15 protein-coding genes and 1 tRNA gene are annotated in these 15,565 nt (G+C 62.0%); 14 read left to right on the top strand and 2 right to left on the bottom strand.

The window, feature by feature from the left end; all coding sequences use genetic code 11:
• Positions 1-5: 5 nt before the first annotated feature.
• A tRNA-Ile gene (locus PSAKL28_RS02165) sits at positions 6-82 on the top strand.
• A 94-nt stretch (positions 83-176) separates the two neighbouring features.
• Here PSAKL28_RS02165 and PSAKL28_RS02160 read toward each other — a convergent pair.
• Positions 177-722, bottom strand: coding sequence for a serine acetyltransferase (locus PSAKL28_RS02160; protein WP_038606003.1), 546 nt, complete (start codon positions 720-722; stop codon positions 177-179).
• Positions 723-1,028: 306 nt separating this feature from the next.
• On the opposite strand from PSAKL28_RS02160, the gene PSAKL28_RS02155 reads away from it, so the two are divergent.
• The 13 genes from PSAKL28_RS02155 (at position 1,029) to PSAKL28_RS02100 (ending at position 15,295) form a co-directional block, all read left to right on the top strand.
• On the top strand, positions 1,029-1,820 hold the full coding sequence (locus PSAKL28_RS02155) for a WaaZ-like lipopolysaccharide core biosynthesis protein (RefSeq protein ID WP_038606000.1): 792 nt from the start codon (positions 1,029-1,031) through the stop codon (positions 1,818-1,820).
• A 92-nt stretch (positions 1,821-1,912) separates the two neighbouring features.
• Entirely contained in the window at positions 1,913-2,383 is a 471-nt protein-coding gene (locus tag PSAKL28_RS02150; protein ID WP_051939134.1) for an Lrp/AsnC family transcriptional regulator, read from the top strand.
• Between the two features lie 159 nt (positions 2,384-2,542).
• A complete protein-coding gene (istA, locus tag PSAKL28_RS02145; RefSeq protein WP_019364253.1) occupies positions 2,543-4,057 on the top strand; it encodes an IS21-like element IS1491 family transposase in 1,515 nt (504 codons plus the stop codon).
• 17 nt (positions 4,058-4,074) lie between these two features.
• Positions 4,075-4,830, top strand: a complete 756-nt coding sequence (gene istB / locus PSAKL28_RS02140; protein ID WP_003290589.1) for an IS21-like element ISPpu7 family helper ATPase IstB — start codon at positions 4,075-4,077, stop codon at positions 4,828-4,830.
• Positions 4,831-5,228: 398 nt separating this feature from the next.
• A complete protein-coding gene (locus tag PSAKL28_RS02135; protein WP_038605997.1) occupies positions 5,229-6,911 on the top strand; it encodes a flavin monoamine oxidase family protein in 1,683 nt (560 codons plus the stop codon).
• A 13-nt stretch (positions 6,912-6,924) separates the two neighbouring features.
• Positions 6,925-7,728, top strand: coding sequence for a carbon-nitrogen hydrolase family protein (locus tag PSAKL28_RS02130; protein WP_038605994.1), 804 nt, complete (start codon positions 6,925-6,927; stop codon positions 7,726-7,728).
• Positions 7,729-7,766: 38 nt separating this feature from the next.
• Positions 7,767-10,112, top strand: coding sequence for a pyrroloquinoline quinone biosynthesis protein PqqF (gene pqqF, locus PSAKL28_RS02125; protein WP_038605992.1), 2,346 nt, complete (start codon positions 7,767-7,769; stop codon positions 10,110-10,112).
• Positions 10,113-10,269: 157 nt separating this feature from the next.
• Positions 10,270-10,341 (top strand): pyrroloquinoline quinone precursor peptide PqqA, encoded by a 72-nt coding sequence (gene pqqA / locus PSAKL28_RS26645; RefSeq protein WP_008365141.1) that lies wholly within the window; start codon positions 10,270-10,272, stop codon positions 10,339-10,341.
• 67 nt (positions 10,342-10,408) lie between these two features.
• Positions 10,409-11,320 (top strand): pyrroloquinoline quinone biosynthesis protein PqqB, encoded by a 912-nt coding sequence (gene pqqB, locus PSAKL28_RS02120; protein WP_038605989.1) that lies wholly within the window; start codon positions 10,409-10,411, stop codon positions 11,318-11,320.
• An 11-nt stretch (positions 11,321-11,331) separates the two neighbouring features.
• Positions 11,332-12,087: a pyrroloquinoline-quinone synthase PqqC gene (gene pqqC / locus PSAKL28_RS02115; protein WP_038605986.1), complete on the top strand. Its 756-nt coding sequence runs from the start codon at positions 11,332-11,334 to the stop codon at positions 12,085-12,087.
• The gene (gene pqqD / locus PSAKL28_RS02110) at positions 12,084-12,359 is read left to right on the top strand and encodes a pyrroloquinoline quinone biosynthesis peptide chaperone PqqD (protein WP_038605984.1); all 276 of its coding nucleotides are present in this window, start codon (positions 12,084-12,086) and stop codon (positions 12,357-12,359) included. Before pqqC ends, pqqD begins: the two co-directional genes overlap by 4 nt.
• Positions 12,331-13,491 carry a pyrroloquinoline quinone biosynthesis protein PqqE gene (gene pqqE, locus PSAKL28_RS02105; RefSeq protein WP_038605981.1) on the top strand — a complete coding sequence of 387 codons (1,161 nt, stop codon included), beginning with the start codon at positions 12,331-12,333 and terminating at the stop codon, positions 13,489-13,491. The genes pqqD and pqqE overlap by 29 nt, the downstream gene beginning before the upstream one ends.
• Positions 13,457-15,295: a S9 family peptidase gene (locus PSAKL28_RS02100; RefSeq protein WP_038605978.1), complete on the top strand. Its 1,839-nt coding sequence runs from the start codon at positions 13,457-13,459 to the stop codon at positions 15,293-15,295. The genes pqqE and PSAKL28_RS02100 overlap by 35 nt, the downstream gene beginning before the upstream one ends.
• A gap of 98 nt (positions 15,296-15,393) precedes the next feature.
• Here PSAKL28_RS02100 and PSAKL28_RS26640 read toward each other — a convergent pair whose 3' ends face one another.
• Entirely contained in the window at positions 15,394-15,552 is a 159-nt protein-coding gene (locus PSAKL28_RS26640; RefSeq protein ID WP_003177654.1) for a YqaE/Pmp3 family membrane protein, read from the bottom strand.
• Positions 15,553-15,565 lie beyond the last annotated feature (13 nt).

The raw sequence follows: 15,565 nt of genomic DNA, 5'->3' as shown, positions 1-15,565 counted from the left end.
CACTGGGGCCTATAGCTCAGTTGGTTAGAGCAGAGGACTCATAATCCTTTGGTCCACGGTTCAAGTCCGTGTGGGCCCACCAAAACAGAAAGCCGCGCATTGCGCGGCTTTCGTCGTTTCAGGGAATCATCAACACAGCAGACCAGGGGTTTCGACTCCAGGCCCGCTACAGTCATTCACTTCTGATTGATCGTCGTTACGTGCCGGGTAAAGCAAGTGCTGTTATCCGGTACATCCTTGTTGATAAAGGCCATTGCTCCGATGGTTACATTGTCGCCGATGCGTAGGTTGTCGCCGATTATGCAAACATTGGCCCCTACTACTACGTTGTCGCCGATGTGGATCAAACCTTTCTGGCCAGCGGTTTTCACACCGATAGTGGTGTTTTGGCGAATGGACAGGTTTTTGCCTATGCGTGCCGCATCCGCGATCACTATCCCTACACGGTGAGAGAAGCTCAGACCAGGACCGATTTCCGCCGCCAGCATGATATCGATGCCATGGGTACGCACTAAACTTGCGTGGATTCGACGGGCAATCTTGGGGTAATTGAGCACCCCTTTCCGGCGTCGGTGAAGATGCTGCGCCAGCCTGAACCAGAACAGATAATGCTCTTGTTCTTTTAGGCGAATACGTCGAAATATCCGTTTGAACTTCAATTTCTTTTCTTCACCGCCCATCACTTCGATGCGCCAGAATCTCTTCAGATTCTCCCAATCCATGTATTCCACTTGCGATCTTCTCCCGGATGAATCCGAATCCATCCGCCTGGACAGTTTCTCTATAGATGGCGCAATTGTATCGAATTCGACATAGCGCCGACACATTCGGCGGGATGGACGGAACTCCCGCCCCCCCTGTCGACCGAATAGACAGAACTGCTCAAGCGCTTGCTCGATGGTGGGCGCAGCACCCTCTATCAGGCTACCCACGCAGGCGATTAGCAATCAGGTCAGGAAAACTTATAAAATAAGAGGTCTTCGCCCAGCCATCCCCCCAATCATCGATGCAAGTTAAGGATTTCTAAAATGGACGCTTCCACAGCACAGTTGATTTCTGACGTGCCATTCAGCGTCAGCCATTTCGATGATTGCCGCAATGCAGGGTCAGGCTCGGTTTTCGTGATTGCCTCGGGCAGTTCGGCAAAGGACTTTCCTTTTCAGGAATTCTCCGACATCCCGATGATCACGATGAACGGCGCGATCTCCATGTTCGTCGATACGCCGATCAAGCCATTTTTTTATGTCTGCACGGACAAGGACTTTTCCAACCAGCAACCCGAGCTGTTTGCCGAAGCCATGCGCCGCAGTGAACGGGTTGCGCTCTGGGAGGACCACTACAAGTCCGCCGGTGTTGCCGCCAGCGGCGAGCTGTATTTTCTGCGCAAAGCCCGCAAGGCGAAGTTTTCCGACCTGCTGCGAAAAGACCCTGAACTCATCCGCAATCGCCCCTTCCCGGGCAGTCGCCGGAAACCCCTGGGGTTCAGCAAGAACCTGCACCGCGGCTTCTTTGATGCTCGCACGGTGGCTTACGTAGCGCTGCAGATTGCCTACCATGCGGGTTTCAACAAGGTCTTCATGGTGGGAGTGGACTTGAACCAGAATGCTGGCAGGTTCTACGAAAACCGACATTCCAAGCTGTCACCTTGCGGCCTGGACCAACACTTCGATTCGCGCATCCTGCCGTCCTTCGAGTTGCTGGCCGAGTCGGTGGTCGACAAGGATTTCGCCGTCTACAACCTGTCGCCCACCTCCCGACTGCCACGCACAGTGATTCCTTACAAAACCCTCGATGAAGTGCAGGCACTGGTGCGCAGCTGAGCAAGCGCGGCTTGCTCGCCAGCGTGCGGTGTGGATAGGCTAATGCATTCAGTTCATGCGCCGTACTACGCGGCGCACACCCGAGAGTCTCCATGTCCGACAGCCGTCCCGTCGCCCTCGATGAAATCGACCGCCAACTGATTTCGCTACTGCAGATCAATGCCCGCGAAAGTGTCGCCATGCTGGCCCGGCAGCTGGGCATCGCACGCACCACGGTGACCTCGCGCCTGGCGCGACTGGAAAAGACCAAGGTCATCAGCGGCTATGGCGTACGCCTGGGCCAGCGCCTGATCGACGGCGGCTTGCAGGCCTATGTCGGGATCAAAGTGCAACCACGCTCGGGCAAGGACGTGGTGCGCCGCCTGAGTGCCATGGGACAAGTCCAGCAGTTGTGCGCGGTCAGTGGCGAGTTCGACTACGTGGCCTGGCTGCGCAGTGATTCACCGGAGCAACTGGACCAGTTGCTCGACCAGATCGGCAGTGTCGATGGTGTGGAAAAGACCACGACCTCGATCATCTGCGGATTCCACGGTCATCTGGCCACCCATTCCATGAGCATCTGACCACCGATTCCACGCTGATCCGGCCACCCATTCCACGCGCATCCGGCCACTGATTCCACGGCCATCCGGCCACTCAACCGGGCAGGCAGCTACGCAGGATTTCTTCACTACCATCGACCTCTTTTTCGAAGCAGAGAGGTCGTCGTGGAGCGTTTATCCATGCGTAAGATTCGCGAAGTACTACGTCTCAAGTTCGAGGTCGGACTATCAGCTCGCCAGATTGCGGTCAGCGTGCAGGTCGGTCGTGTCACCGTCGGCGACTACCTCAATCGTTTTGCCGCCAGTGGTCTCAGTTGGCCCTGTTCGTTGTCCGATGCCGAGTTGGAGCAGCAACTGTTCCCGCCGGCCCCGGCGGTTGCCAGCGAGAAGCGGCCTTTACCCGATTGGGCATGGGTGCATGCCGAACTGCGCCGCCCCGGGGTGACCCTGGCGCTGCTCTGGCAGGAGTACCGCCTGAGCCAGCCGCAGGGCTTTCAGTACAGCTGGTTCTGTGAGCACTACCGGGCCTGGCAGGGCAAGCTGGACGTGGTGATGCGTCAGGAGCACCGCGTCGGCGAGAAGCTGTTCGTCGACTATGCCGGCCAGACGGTGCCGGTTATCGACCGCCACAGCGGCGAGATCCGCCAGGCGCAGGTGTTCGTCGCGGTGCTCGGCGCGTCCAGCTACACCTTCGCCGAAGCCACCTGGTCGCAGCAGCTGCCGGACTGGCTAGGCTCGCATACCCGTTGCTTCGCCTTCCTCGGCGGCGTGCCGGAGATCGTGGTGCCGGACAACCTGCGCAGCGCGGTGAGCAAGGCCCATCGTTACGAGCCGGACATCAACCCCAGCTACCGCGACCTTGCCGAGCACTACGGAGTGGCGGTGGTGCCGGCGCGGGCACGCAAACCGCGCGACAAGGCCAAGGCCGAAGTCGGCGTGCAGGTGGTCGAGCGTTGGATCCTCGCGGCCCTGCGCAACCGTCAGTTCTTCTCCTTGGACGAACTCAACAGCGCCATCTCCGTGTTGCTGGAGCGGCTCAACCAACGCCCGTTCAAGAAGCTGCCGGGCTCGCGCCAGACGGCCTTCGACAGCCTGGATCGTCCGGCGCTGCGCCCCCTGCCGGAGCAACCCTACGTCTACGCCGAGTGGAAGAAAGCGCGGGTGCACATCGACTACCACGTCGAGGTCGATGGGCATTACTACTCGGTGCCGTATCAACTGGTGAAGAAGCAGCTGGAGGTGCGCCTGACGGCGCGCACCGTCGAGTGTTTCCACGCCAACCAGCGAGTGGCCAGCCACCTGCGCTCAATGCACAAGGGCCGGCACAGCACGCAGGCCGAGCACATGCCCAAGAGCCATCGCGAGCATGCCGAGTGGACGCCACAACGGCTGATCCGCTGGGCCGAGCAGACCGGGCCGAACACCGCCGGCGTGATCCGGCACATCCTCGAACGGCGCATCCATCCGCAGCAGGGCTACCGGGCCTGCCTGGGCATCCTGCGCCTGGGCAAAACCCACGGCGAAGTGCGCCTGGAGTTGGCCTGCCGTCGCGCCATCAGCCTCGGCACGTGCAGCTACAAGAGCCTCGAATCGATCCTGCGCCAGGGGCTGGAGAACCTGCCGCTGGCCCAGCAGCACCTGCCCCTGCTGCCGGACGACCACGCCAACCTGCGCGGCCCCGGCTACTACCACTGAACACAAGGAATCCCACCATGCTGCCCCATCCGACCCTGGACAAGCTGCAAACCCTGCGCCTGCACGGCATGCTCAAGGCGCTGAACGAACAACTGAAAACCCCGGACATCGACAGCCTGAGCTTCGAGGAACGCCTCGGCCTGCTGGTCGACCGCGAGCTGACTGAACGCGACGACAAGCGCCTGAGCAGCCGCCTGCGCCAGGCCCGGCTCAAGCACAACGCCTGCCTCGAAGACATCGACTACCGCAGCCCGCGCGGGCTGGATAAGGCGCTGATCCTGCAACTGAGCGGCGGCCAGTGGCTACGCGACGGCCTCAACCTGATCATCGGCGGCCCCACCGGTGTCGGTAAAACCTGGCTGGCCTGCGCCCTGGCCCACCAGGCCTGCCGAGAAGGCTACAGCGTGCGTTACCTGCGCTTGCCGCGTTTGCTGGAAGAACTGGGTCTGGCCCATGGCGACGGGCGCTTCGCCAAGCTGATGAGCAGCTACGCCAAGACCGACCTGCTGATCCTCGATGACTGGGGCTTGGCCCCGTTCACCGCCGAACAGCGGCGCGACATGCTGGAGCTACTGGACGACCGCTACGGCCAGCGCTCGACCATCGTTACCAGCCAGATGCCGGTGGACAACTGGCACGAACTGATCGGCGATCCGACCCTGGCCGACGCTATCCTCGACCGCCTGGTGCACAACGCTTACCGGATCAATCTGAAGGGTGAATCAATGCGCAAACGGACGCAGAAATTGACGACGCCAGCCAACCCGGACTAACAATGCCACCCCTGCGTCGCTGCGCTCCGACTGCCCGGCCGGATGGCCGTGGAACAGGTGGCCAGATGGCCCTGGAATGCCTGGCCAGATGAGAGCGGACTGGGTGGCCGGATGGCGTGGAATCCGCAATCATCCTCAGCAGCAAGGTTGACCGAGGGTAGGAGCGGGCTTGCCCCGCGATGGGGCCAGTGCATTCAGCACATGCTTTTCGCGGGGCAAGCCCGCTCCCACAGCATGCACCCTGCCGATATGACGAACAAACCACTCAAAACGACAAATAACACCACAAATAGACGACACTCTGCATCTTAATTACGTAACTCCCAGCCTCTAAACTGACCGCCAGCGTTTTCCTATACTCAAGCTCCGCATCCTGCGCAGCCCTGGCAAGGTCATCTATGAACAAGAACAATCGCCACCCCGCCGACGGCAAGAAACCTGTCACCATCTTCGGCCCGGACTTTCCGTTCGCCTTTGACGACTGGATCGAGCACCCCGCTGGCCTGGGCAGTATCCCGGCCGAACGCCAGGGTGAAGAAGTGGCGATTGTCGGTGCCGGTATCGCCGGCCTGGTGGCGGCCTACGAGCTGATGAAGCTGGGCCTCAAACCGGTGGTCTACGAAGCGTCGAAGATGGGTGGCCGCCTGCGCTCGCAGACCTTCGAAGGTACCGACGGGATCATCGCCGAGCTTGGCGGTATGCGTTTCCCGGTATCGTCCACGGCGTTCTATCACTATGTGGACAAGCTGGGCCTTGAGACCAAGCCCTTTCCCAACCCGCTGACGCCGGCCTCAGGCAGTACGGTCATCGACCTGGAAGGTCAGACCCACTACGCCGAAAAACTTTCCGACCTGCCGAAACTGTTCCAGGAAGTCGCCGATGCCTGGGCCGACGCGCTGGAAGATGGCGCCCGCTTCGGTGAAATCCAGCAGGCGATCCGCGACCGCGATGTGCCACGTCTCAAAGAACTGTGGAACACCCTCGTGCCGCTGTGGGACGACCGCACCTTCTACGACTTCGTCGCTACTTCCAAGGCCTTCGCCAAGCTCAGCTTCCTGCACCGGGAAGTGTTCGGCCAGGTCGGCTTCGGCACCGGCGGCTGGGACTCGGACTTCCCCAACTCGATGCTGGAAATCTTCCGCGTGGTGATGACCAACTGCGACGATCACCAACACCTGGTGGTCGGCGGCGTCGAGCAAGTGCCGCTGGGCATCTGGCGCCATGTTCCCGAGCGTTGCGCGCACTGGCCGCAAGGCACCAGCCTCAGCTCGCTGCACCGTGGCGCGCCGCGTCCGGGGGTCAAGAGCATCGCCCGCGATGCCGACGGACGCCTGGCGGTGACCGACACCTGGGGCGACACCCGCCACTACGCCGCCGTGCTCACCACCTGCCAGAGCTGGCTGCTGACCACCCAGATCGAATGTGAAGAGTCGCTGTTCTCGCAGAAGATGTGGATGGCTCTGGACCGCACCCGCTACATGCAGTCGTCGAAAACCTTCGTCATGGTCGACCGGCCATTCTGGAAAGACAAAGACCCGGAGACCGGCCGCGACCTGATGAGCATGACCCTGACCGACCGTCTGACCCGCGGCACCTACCTGTTCGACAACGGTGACGACAAGCCGGGGGTCATCTGCCTGTCCTACTCGTGGATGAGCGACGCCCTGAAGATGCTCCCGCACCCGGTGGAAAAGCGCGTGAAGCTGGCCCTCGACGCGCTGAAGAAGATCTACCCGAAAGTCGACATCGCCGGCCACATCATTGGCGACCCGATCACCGTGTCCTGGGAAGCCGACCCGCATTTCCTCGGGGCGTTCAAGGGCGCCCTGCCTGGCCATTACCGTTACAACCAGCGTATGTACGCGCACTTCATGCAGCAGGACATGCCCGCCGAACAGCGCGGTATCTTCATCGCCGGTGACGACGTGTCGTGGACCCCGGCCTGGGTCGAAGGCGCGGTGCAGACCTCGCTCAATGCGGTGTGGGGTATCATGAATCACTTCGGTGGGCATACCCATCCTGATAACCCAGGCCCGGGCGATGTATTCAACGAGATCGGACCGATCGCCCTCGCCGACTGACGGGAGTAACGCCATGCGCATCGCGCTGTATCAAGGTGCTTCGCAGCCACTGGACGTACCCGGCAATCTCGAGCGCCTGCACCAGCAGGCGCAACTGGCCGCAGCCCGGGGTGCAGAGTTGCTGGTGTGTCCGGAGATGTTCCTGACCGGCTACAACATCGGCAGCGAGGCCGTGGAACGCCTGGCCGAGGCCGAAGACGGGCCTTCGGCCATGGCCGTGGTGGAGATCGCCCAGAGCAATCGCATCGCCATTGCCTACGGTTATCCCGAGCTGTCCGAAGACGGCCGGATCTACAACGCCGTACAGCTGATCGACGCCCATGGCAGCAGCCTGTGCAACTACCGCAAGACCCACCTGTTCGGCGGTCTGGACCGGGCGATGTTCAGCCCGGGCCCCGATCATTTCCCGGTGGTGGAATTGAACGGATGGCGGCTGGGCTTGCTGATCTGCTACGACATCGAGTTTCCGGAAAATGCCCGACGCCTGGCCCTGGCCGGTGCCGAGCTGATTCTGGTGCCGACGGCGAACATGGTGCCTTACGACTTCATTGCCCAAGTCACCGTGCGCGCCCGCGCCTACGAAAACCAGTGCTACCTGCTCTACGCCAACTACTGCGGCAGCGAAGACGAGATCCACTACTGCGGACAGAGCAGCATTGTCGGCCCGGACGGCAGCATCCTGGCCATGGCCGGTCGCGACAGCACCCTGCTGCAGGCAGACCTGGAACTGCAACGGGTCCACGAAGGACGCGCCAGCACGCCCTACCTGCACGACCTGCGCCCTGAGCTGTATGGCGATCCGCGCGATCGCGGATAATCCGCTAGCATGACGGTTCGCGCTGCAACGGAACCGTCATGCCCAGCACTGTGCAACACCTCATCCTCGACAATGGCCTGCAGGTCATCCTGCGGCATGCCCCGCAGCTGAAGCGCTGCGCCGCTGCCGTGCGGGTCATGGCCGGCAGTCATGACGCACCGCGCGCCTATGCAGGGCTCGCACACTTTATCGAGCACCTGTTGTTTCTCGGCACTGAGCGCTTCCCCCTGGGCGACGGCCTGATGCGCTATGTGCAGCGTCATGGTGGCCAGGTCAACGCCAGTACCCGCGAGCGCACCACCGACTACTTTTTCGAAGTCCCGCAAGCGGCGTTTGCCGGCGGCCTCGAGCGTTTGTGCGACATGCTCGCCCGCCCGGTTTTCGATCAACAACGCCAGTTGCGCGAACGTGAAGTGATCCATGCCGAATTCATCGCCTGGTCGCGCAATCCCCAGGCCCAGGCCCAGTTTTCCCTGCTGCAGAGGGTTTCCAGCCAGCATCCCCTGAGTGGTTTCCAGGCCGGCAACCGCTACAGCCTGCCCGTGCACAGCCGCGACTTTCAGACAGCGTTGCAGGCTTATCACCAGCGTTACTACCAGGCAGGACAGATGATCCTGAGCCTGAGCGGCCCGCAAAGCCTTGAGCAACTGGAAGCGCTGGCCCGTGGCGCTGCCAGCCACCTGGCCAGCGGTGTTCGGATCGGGCAGGCGCAACCACCCACGCTTGTCGACGAAAGGCTTGAGCCGCAACTGAGCGCTCAGCAACTGGACCTGTTGTATGCCGTGGAGCAACAACCGACGGGCACGGAACAGGCCATCGAGTTTCTCAGCACCTGGCTGACCGATGCCCGGGCAGGTGGACTGCTGGCGGCACTTCGTCATCAAGGGTTGCAAGCGCTTGAGTGTTCGTCGTTGTACGGTTTTGCCGGTCAGGGACTGCTGCACGTCCGCCTGAAACTCAACGACGCAGCCATAGGTGAGCAGGCACAGGCGCTTGTGCAGAGCTGGTTAAGGTTCTTCCGCGAGGTGGACCGCTCGGCGCTGTACCAGGAATACGCAAGCTTGCAACAGTGCCGCGCCCAGGCGGCGACAGCCTTGGATCTGGCCTGTCGTGACAGTGCTGCCCGGCCTTATGAAGCGCTGAGCGAACAAGCCCGGCACGCCCTGGACAGCTTGCTCGACAGCCTGCTGCAAGGCGACTCACCGACATGCACTGAGAGCTGGCATTTACCTGCCCCGGAACCCTTGCTCAACGTGCATTACGCCGACCACCCAGCCGTCCCGGCTCCCACGAGGCTGTGTTTGAGTCCGCTACTAGCGCCTGAACGTCGGCATGGAGTCGTTTATCTACGCTGGCAGTTGACTACGGCCACACGCGCCCCGCTCTGGCAGGTCCTGGACCGGGCTTTGCAGCCCCTGCGTGAACGTGCGGCAAGGGCTGGGGTGACATTGCAGTTCGAAGCCTGTGGCCCGTTCTGGCAGTTACGCTGCGCCGGCGTACCTGAAACGGTGGTCGCCGTAACCCAAGAGGCGCTGGAGGCACTCCAACATCCCGGTGCGGCCAGCTGGACTGCAAAGCCTGCGAGTGAAGCCGACGCCATGCCGATTCGCGTCCTGCTCCGCCAGCTCCCCGAGCAGCTCATCGGCCCAGACGAAGCACCTTTGCCCGCTTGTACCCTAGGGCAAAGCGACCTGCAGGTAGTGTGGCAACACGCCCGATGGCAGGCCATGGCCACAGGATTCGGCGACAGACCGCAACAAGCCCTCAACCGCGTGCTGCAGAGTGTTCCCGGGTATCCTGGCGCGCATCACCCGATCGTTGTGGAGCCTGCTCGCCGCTGGCACTGCCTGCCACCGCTGGCCAGCGAGCAGGCATTACTGCTGTTCTGCCCCGTGGCGATCACTGAAGAAGCCAGCACCCGTTTGCTGGCACAGCACATTCAAGGGCCGTTCTATCAACGCCTGCGTGTCGAACTGCAACTGGGTTACGCCGTATTCAGCGCCTTCCGTCAGATTCAGGGCATCAACGGCCTGCTGTTCGGCGTGCAGTCGCCGAGTGCCAGCCACGCGCAGATCCTTGCCCATATCGATGATTTCCTCACGTCCCTGCCGACTACACTTACCGCTAGCCCCGACGTGCGCCAGGCCCTTGCCGAACAAATGAGCGAAGCCGCAATGAGTAACGCCGACGTCGCCGAATGGGCCTGGCAGGCACAACTGGCGGGCCGCAGCCAGACGACGCTGGACGATCTCCAGATAGAGATTCTCAGCATTGATGACGCACAGCTGCGACAGAGTGCCGAGGATCTTTTACACGCCAAACGAGGCTGGCTGATCCTGGCCAATGGCCCCGCAGCCGAAGACGGCGACTGGGTTACCGGGTGATTCTTACCGAATATGTAACGGCATTTATCGTAGATTTAACCATTCAGTACGTAGTTTTTAGTAAGATAGCGCAATCTCGGCGAGTGGAACCGCTCGTCATCCGAGCGGACTAAACCAGTAACCGCCCAACCCAGCCCCATCCGGAAGGAGTCATTCCATGTGGACCAAACCTGCTTACACTGATCTGCGTATCGGCTTTGAAGTGACCATGTACTTCGCAAGCCGCTGAGTTCGCTTGCGTTACAACGCCTCGGTCAGCCGGGGCGTTTTTATTTCAAGACGCGGCAGGAGTGGCCATGTACATCCAGATTCTAGGTTCCGCCGCCGGTGGCGGATTCCCGCAGTGGAACTGCAACTGCGAGAACTGCAAAGGCTTTCGCGACGGTACCTTGCGCGCTGCAGCGCGTACCCAGTCGTCGATTGCCCTGTCTGACGACGGTGTCCACTGGGTGCTGTGCAACGCCTCGCCGGATATCCGCGCGCAACTGCAAGCGTTCGCGCCCATGCAACCCGCACGCGCGCTGCGCGACACCGGGATCAGCGCGATTGTCCTGCTCGACAGCCAGATCGATCACACCACCGGCCTGCTGAGTCTGCGTGAAGGCTGCCCGCATCAGGTCTGGTGCACCGACATGGTCCACCAGGACCTGAGCACCGGCTTCCCGCTGTTCAACATGCTCAGCCACTGGAACGGCGGCTTGCAGTGGAACCGCATTGAACTGGAAGGCAGCTTTGTCATCGACGCCTGCCCGAACCTGCGCTTCACCCCCTTCCCGTTGCGCAGCGCTGCCCCGCCCTACTCGCCACACCGCTTCGACCCGCATCCGGGCGATAACCTCGGGCTGATGGTCGAAGACCTGCGCACTGGCGGCAAACTGTTCTATGCCCCGGGCCTGGGCCAGGTCGATGCCAAGCTGCTGCAGATGATGCATGAAGCCGACTGCCTGCTGGTCGACGGCACCCTGTGGGAGGATGATGAAATGCAGCGCCGTGGTGTCGGCACGCGCACCGGCCGGGAAATGGGTCACCTGGCGCAGAATGGCCCCGGTGGCATGCTTGAAGTGCTGGAAGGCTTCCCTGAGCAACGCAAGGTGCTTATCCACATCAACAACACCAACCCGATTCTCAATGAAGACTCGGCCGAACGCGCCGAACTCAATCGCCGTGGCGTCGAAGTCGCCTTCGACGGCATGAGTATCAGCCTCTAGCAGGAGCCGACATGAGCGACGCCAAAGCACTGTCCCCCGCCGAATTCGAACAGGCCCTGCGCGCCAAGGGTGCCTACTACCACATCCATCACCCCTACCATGTGGCGATGTATGAAGGCCGCGCCAGCCGCGAACAGATCCAGGGCTGGGTGGCCAACCGTTTCTACTATCAGGTCAACATCCCGCTCAAGGATGCCGCGATCCTCGCCAATTGTCCGGATCGCGAGATCCGCCGCGAGTGGATTCAGCGCCTGCTCGACCATGACGGTGCGCCGGGTGAAGACGGCGGTATCGAAGCCTGGTTGCGCCTGGGCCAGGCGGTCGGCCTCGACCCTGACCAACTGCGCTCCCAGGAGCTGGTACTACCCGGTGTGCGCTTTGCCGTCGATGCCTATGTCAACTTCGCCCGCCGCGCCAGCTGGCAGGAAGCGGCCAGCAGTTCGCTGACCGAACTGTTCGCCCCGCAGATCCACCAGTCGCGCCTGGACAGCTGGCCGCAGCACTACCCGTGGATCGACCCGGCCGGCTACGAATACTTCCGCACCCGCCTGGGCCAGGCCCGCCGCGATGTCGAGCACGGGCTGGCGATCACCCTGCAGCACTACACTACAGTAGAGGGCCAGCAGCGCATGCTGGAGATCCTGCAGTTCAAGCTGGATATCCTCTGGAGCATGCTCGATGCCATGAGCATGGCGTATGAACTGAACCGTCCGCCTTATCACAGTGTCACCAGCGAAAGGGTCTGGCACAAAGGAATCGCCTTATGAGTTTTGATCGCGCGCAAACCCCGAAATGGCGTCCGGGTTATCGTTTCCAGTACGAGCCAGCGCAGAAGGGCCACGTGCTGCTCTACCCCGAGGGCATGATCAAGCTCAACGAAAGCGCGGCCCTTATCGGTGGACTGATCGATGGCCAGCGTGATGTCGCCGCGATCATTGCCGAGCTGGACCAGCAGTTCCCCGGTGTCGCCGAGCTCGCTGACGACATCGAGCAATTCATGGAGGTCGCCCGTGCCGAACACTGGATCGTCCTTGAGTGAAGTACCGGCAAAACCCGAGGTCGGCCTGCCGCTGTGGCTGCTCGCCGAGCTGACCTACCGCTGCCCGCTGCAATGCCCGTACTGCTCCAACCCGCTGGACTTTGCTGCCCAGGGCCAGGAGCTGAGCACCGAACAGTGGTTCAAGGTGATGGCCGAGGCGCGGGAAATGGGCGCGGCGCAGCTAGGCTTTTCCGGCGGTGAGCCGCTGGTGCGCCAGGACCTCGCCGAGTTGATCGGCGAAGGCCGGCGCCTGGGGTACTACACCAACCTGATCACCTCCGGCATCGGCCTGACCGAATCAAAAATCGCCGCCTTCAAAGCGGCCGGCCTTGACCACATCCAGATCAGCTTTCAAGCCAGCGACGAGCAGGTCAACAACCTGCTGGCGGGCTCGAAAAAAGCCTTCGCGCAAAAGCTCGAAATGGCCCGGGCGGTCAAAGCCCACGGCTATCCGATGGTGCTGAACTTCGTCACCCATCGGCACAACATCGACAAGATCGACCGCATCATCGAGCTGTGCATCGCCCTGGAAGCCGACTTCGTTGAACTGGCCACCTGTCAGTTCTATGGCTGGGCCCAGCTGAACCGCGCCGGCCTGTTGCCAACCCGTGCACAGCTGGAACGCGCCGAGCGCATCACCAATGAGTACCGCGAGCGACTCAAGGCTGCCGGCAACCCGTGCAAACTGATTTTCGTCACACCCGACTACTACGAAGAGCGCCCCAAAGGCTGCATGAACGGCTGGGGTAGTGTGTTCCTCACGGTGACTCCGGACGGCACCGCGTTGCCATGCCATGGTGCCCGACAGTTACCGGTGCAGTTCCCCAACGTGCGCGAGCACAGCATGCAGCACATCTGGTACGACTCGTTCGGCTTCAACCGCTTTCGCGGTTATGACTGGATGCCCGAGCCGTGCCGCTCCTGCGACGAGAAGGAAAAGGACTTCGGCGGCTGCCGCTGCCAGGCCTTCATGCTCACTGGCGACGCCAGCAACGCCGACCCGGTGTGCGCCAAATCAGCGGACCACGGCATCATCCTCAAGGCCCGCGAAGAAGCCGAGAGTGCCCAGTTGAACATTGAACAGTTGACCTTCCGTAATGAGCGAAATTCCCGTGTCATTGCCCGCGGCTGAGCGTTTCAGCGCCGAACAGGCGGTGGCCGCCGGCACCGACTTCGCTGAGTTGCGGGTGGGTCCGCAGGGCTTGTTCTGGAACGAGTTTCGCCCACGCGACGGTGCCTGCCGGATCTGGCACTGGCGTCATGGCCAGGCCCACTGCCTGACCCCGGACGGCTTCAGCGTACGCAGCCGGGTCTACGAGTACGGCGGTGGCAGCTTCTGCCTGAGTGATGACGGCCTGGTGTTCATCAACGAATCTGACCAGCAGATCTATACCCAGGAACTACAGGCTGGTGTGCCCCAAGCGTTAACACAGGGCGAACGCCGATACGGCGATCTGCGCTGGGCCGCAGGCCAGGTCCTGGCCGTGGAGGAAACCCATGCCGCAGATCAGGTCGAACACCGCCTGGTGGCCATCGCCGCGCAGCAGCGAGAGGTACTCGCCGAAGGTGCGGATTTCTATGCCGCGCCAACCCTGAGTGCCGATGGCTCACGCCTGGCATGGATCGAGTGGAGCCGCCCCGAACAGCCCTGGACCGCTACCCGCCTGCTGTGTCGCGAGCGTATGAACGACGGGCGCTGGGGTGAACCCCGCTGCATGGCCGGCGACCAGAGCCCGGCGCAATCGCTGCAACAACCACGTTTCGATGGCCGTGGCCGCCTGTACTGCCTTTCTGACCGCAACGGTTTCTGGCAACCCTGGGGGGAAACGGCCGAGGGCTGGAGTGCGCTGCCTGCGGCAAACGCCGATCACGCTGCAGCCCCTTGGCAACTGGGTGCCTGTACCTGGCTGCCGCTGGGCGAACATCACTACCTGGCCACCTGGCTTGAGGACGGTTTCAGTCGTCTCGGTCTGTGTCATGCCGATGGCTCGCAACAGCCAGTGCAAACCGCCTACAGCCGTTTACGCTGCCTGGACCTGGATCAGGATCATCTCTACGCCATCGCTGCGTCGCCCACCAGTCCACCGGCAGTCATTGCCATCGACCGTAAGGATCATCGCGTGCAGGTCCTGGCCGGTGGCGCGGCGCCCCTGCCTGCCGAACGCATCAGTCGCCCGCAATCATTGTGCTACCCCAGCGGCGATGGCATTGCCCACGGTTTCTTCTACCCGGCCATGAACGGCGCCAAACGGCCGCCCTTGATCGTCTTCATCCATGGCGGCCCGACCTCGGCGTGCTACCCGGCGCTCGACCCGCGTATCCAGTACTGGACCCAGCGCGGCTTCGCCGTGGCTGACCTCAACTACCGCGGCAGCAGCGGCTACGGCCGGGCGTATCGCCAGGCCCTGCACCTGCGCTGGGGTGAAATCGATGTCGAGGATGCCTGCGCGGTGGTCGAGCATCTAGCCGATCGCAAGCTGATCGACCCGACCCAGGCCTTTATCCGTGGCGGCAGTGCCGGCGGCTATACCACCCTCTGCGCCCTGGCCTTTCATGATGTCTTTCGCGCGGGCGCCAGTCTTTATGGCGTCAGCGATCCTCAGGCGCTGGCCCGGGCCACGCACAAGTTCGAAGGTGACTACCTGGACTGGCTGATCGGTGACCCGCAAAAAGATGCCGAGCGCTACCGGCAGCGGACGCCGTTGCTGCATGCCGGGAACATCAAGGTTCCGGTGATTTTCTTCCAGGGTGAGCTGGATGCCGTGGTGGTGCCTGAACAGACCCGCTCGATGCTGGCGGCACTCAAGGCCAACGGCATCCGTGCCGAAGGGCATTTCTACCCGTCGGAACGTCACGGCTTTCGCACAGCGGCCAATCTGGCTCATGCGCTGGAAGAAGAGTGGAAGTTTTATCGGCAAGTGCTAGGAGGTCTGTAGGAGCGGATTTATCCGCGATGGACTGCAGTGCAGTCCCAATTTTTGGGGCCGCGCTGCGACCCATCGCGGATAAATCCGCTCCTACAGGCGATGGACGCTCAGCGCTTGGCGATGATGTACACCGCATGCACGATGCCCGGAATGTAGCCCAGCAAGGTCAGCAGAATATTGAGCCAGAAGGCGCCGCCGAAGCCAACCTGCAGGAACACGCCAAGCGGCGGCAGGAGTATGGCGATGATGATGCGGATAAAGTCCATGGCGCAGCTTCCT

The organism is Pseudomonas alkylphenolica (genome assembly GCF_000746525.1).
In the GTDB taxonomy this organism is placed as follows: domain Bacteria; phylum Pseudomonadota; class Gammaproteobacteria; order Pseudomonadales; family Pseudomonadaceae; genus Aquipseudomonas; species Aquipseudomonas alkylphenolica.
The sequence above is the reverse complement of the archived record's forward strand: the minus strand, read 5'-3'. Positions and strand labels throughout refer to the sequence as shown.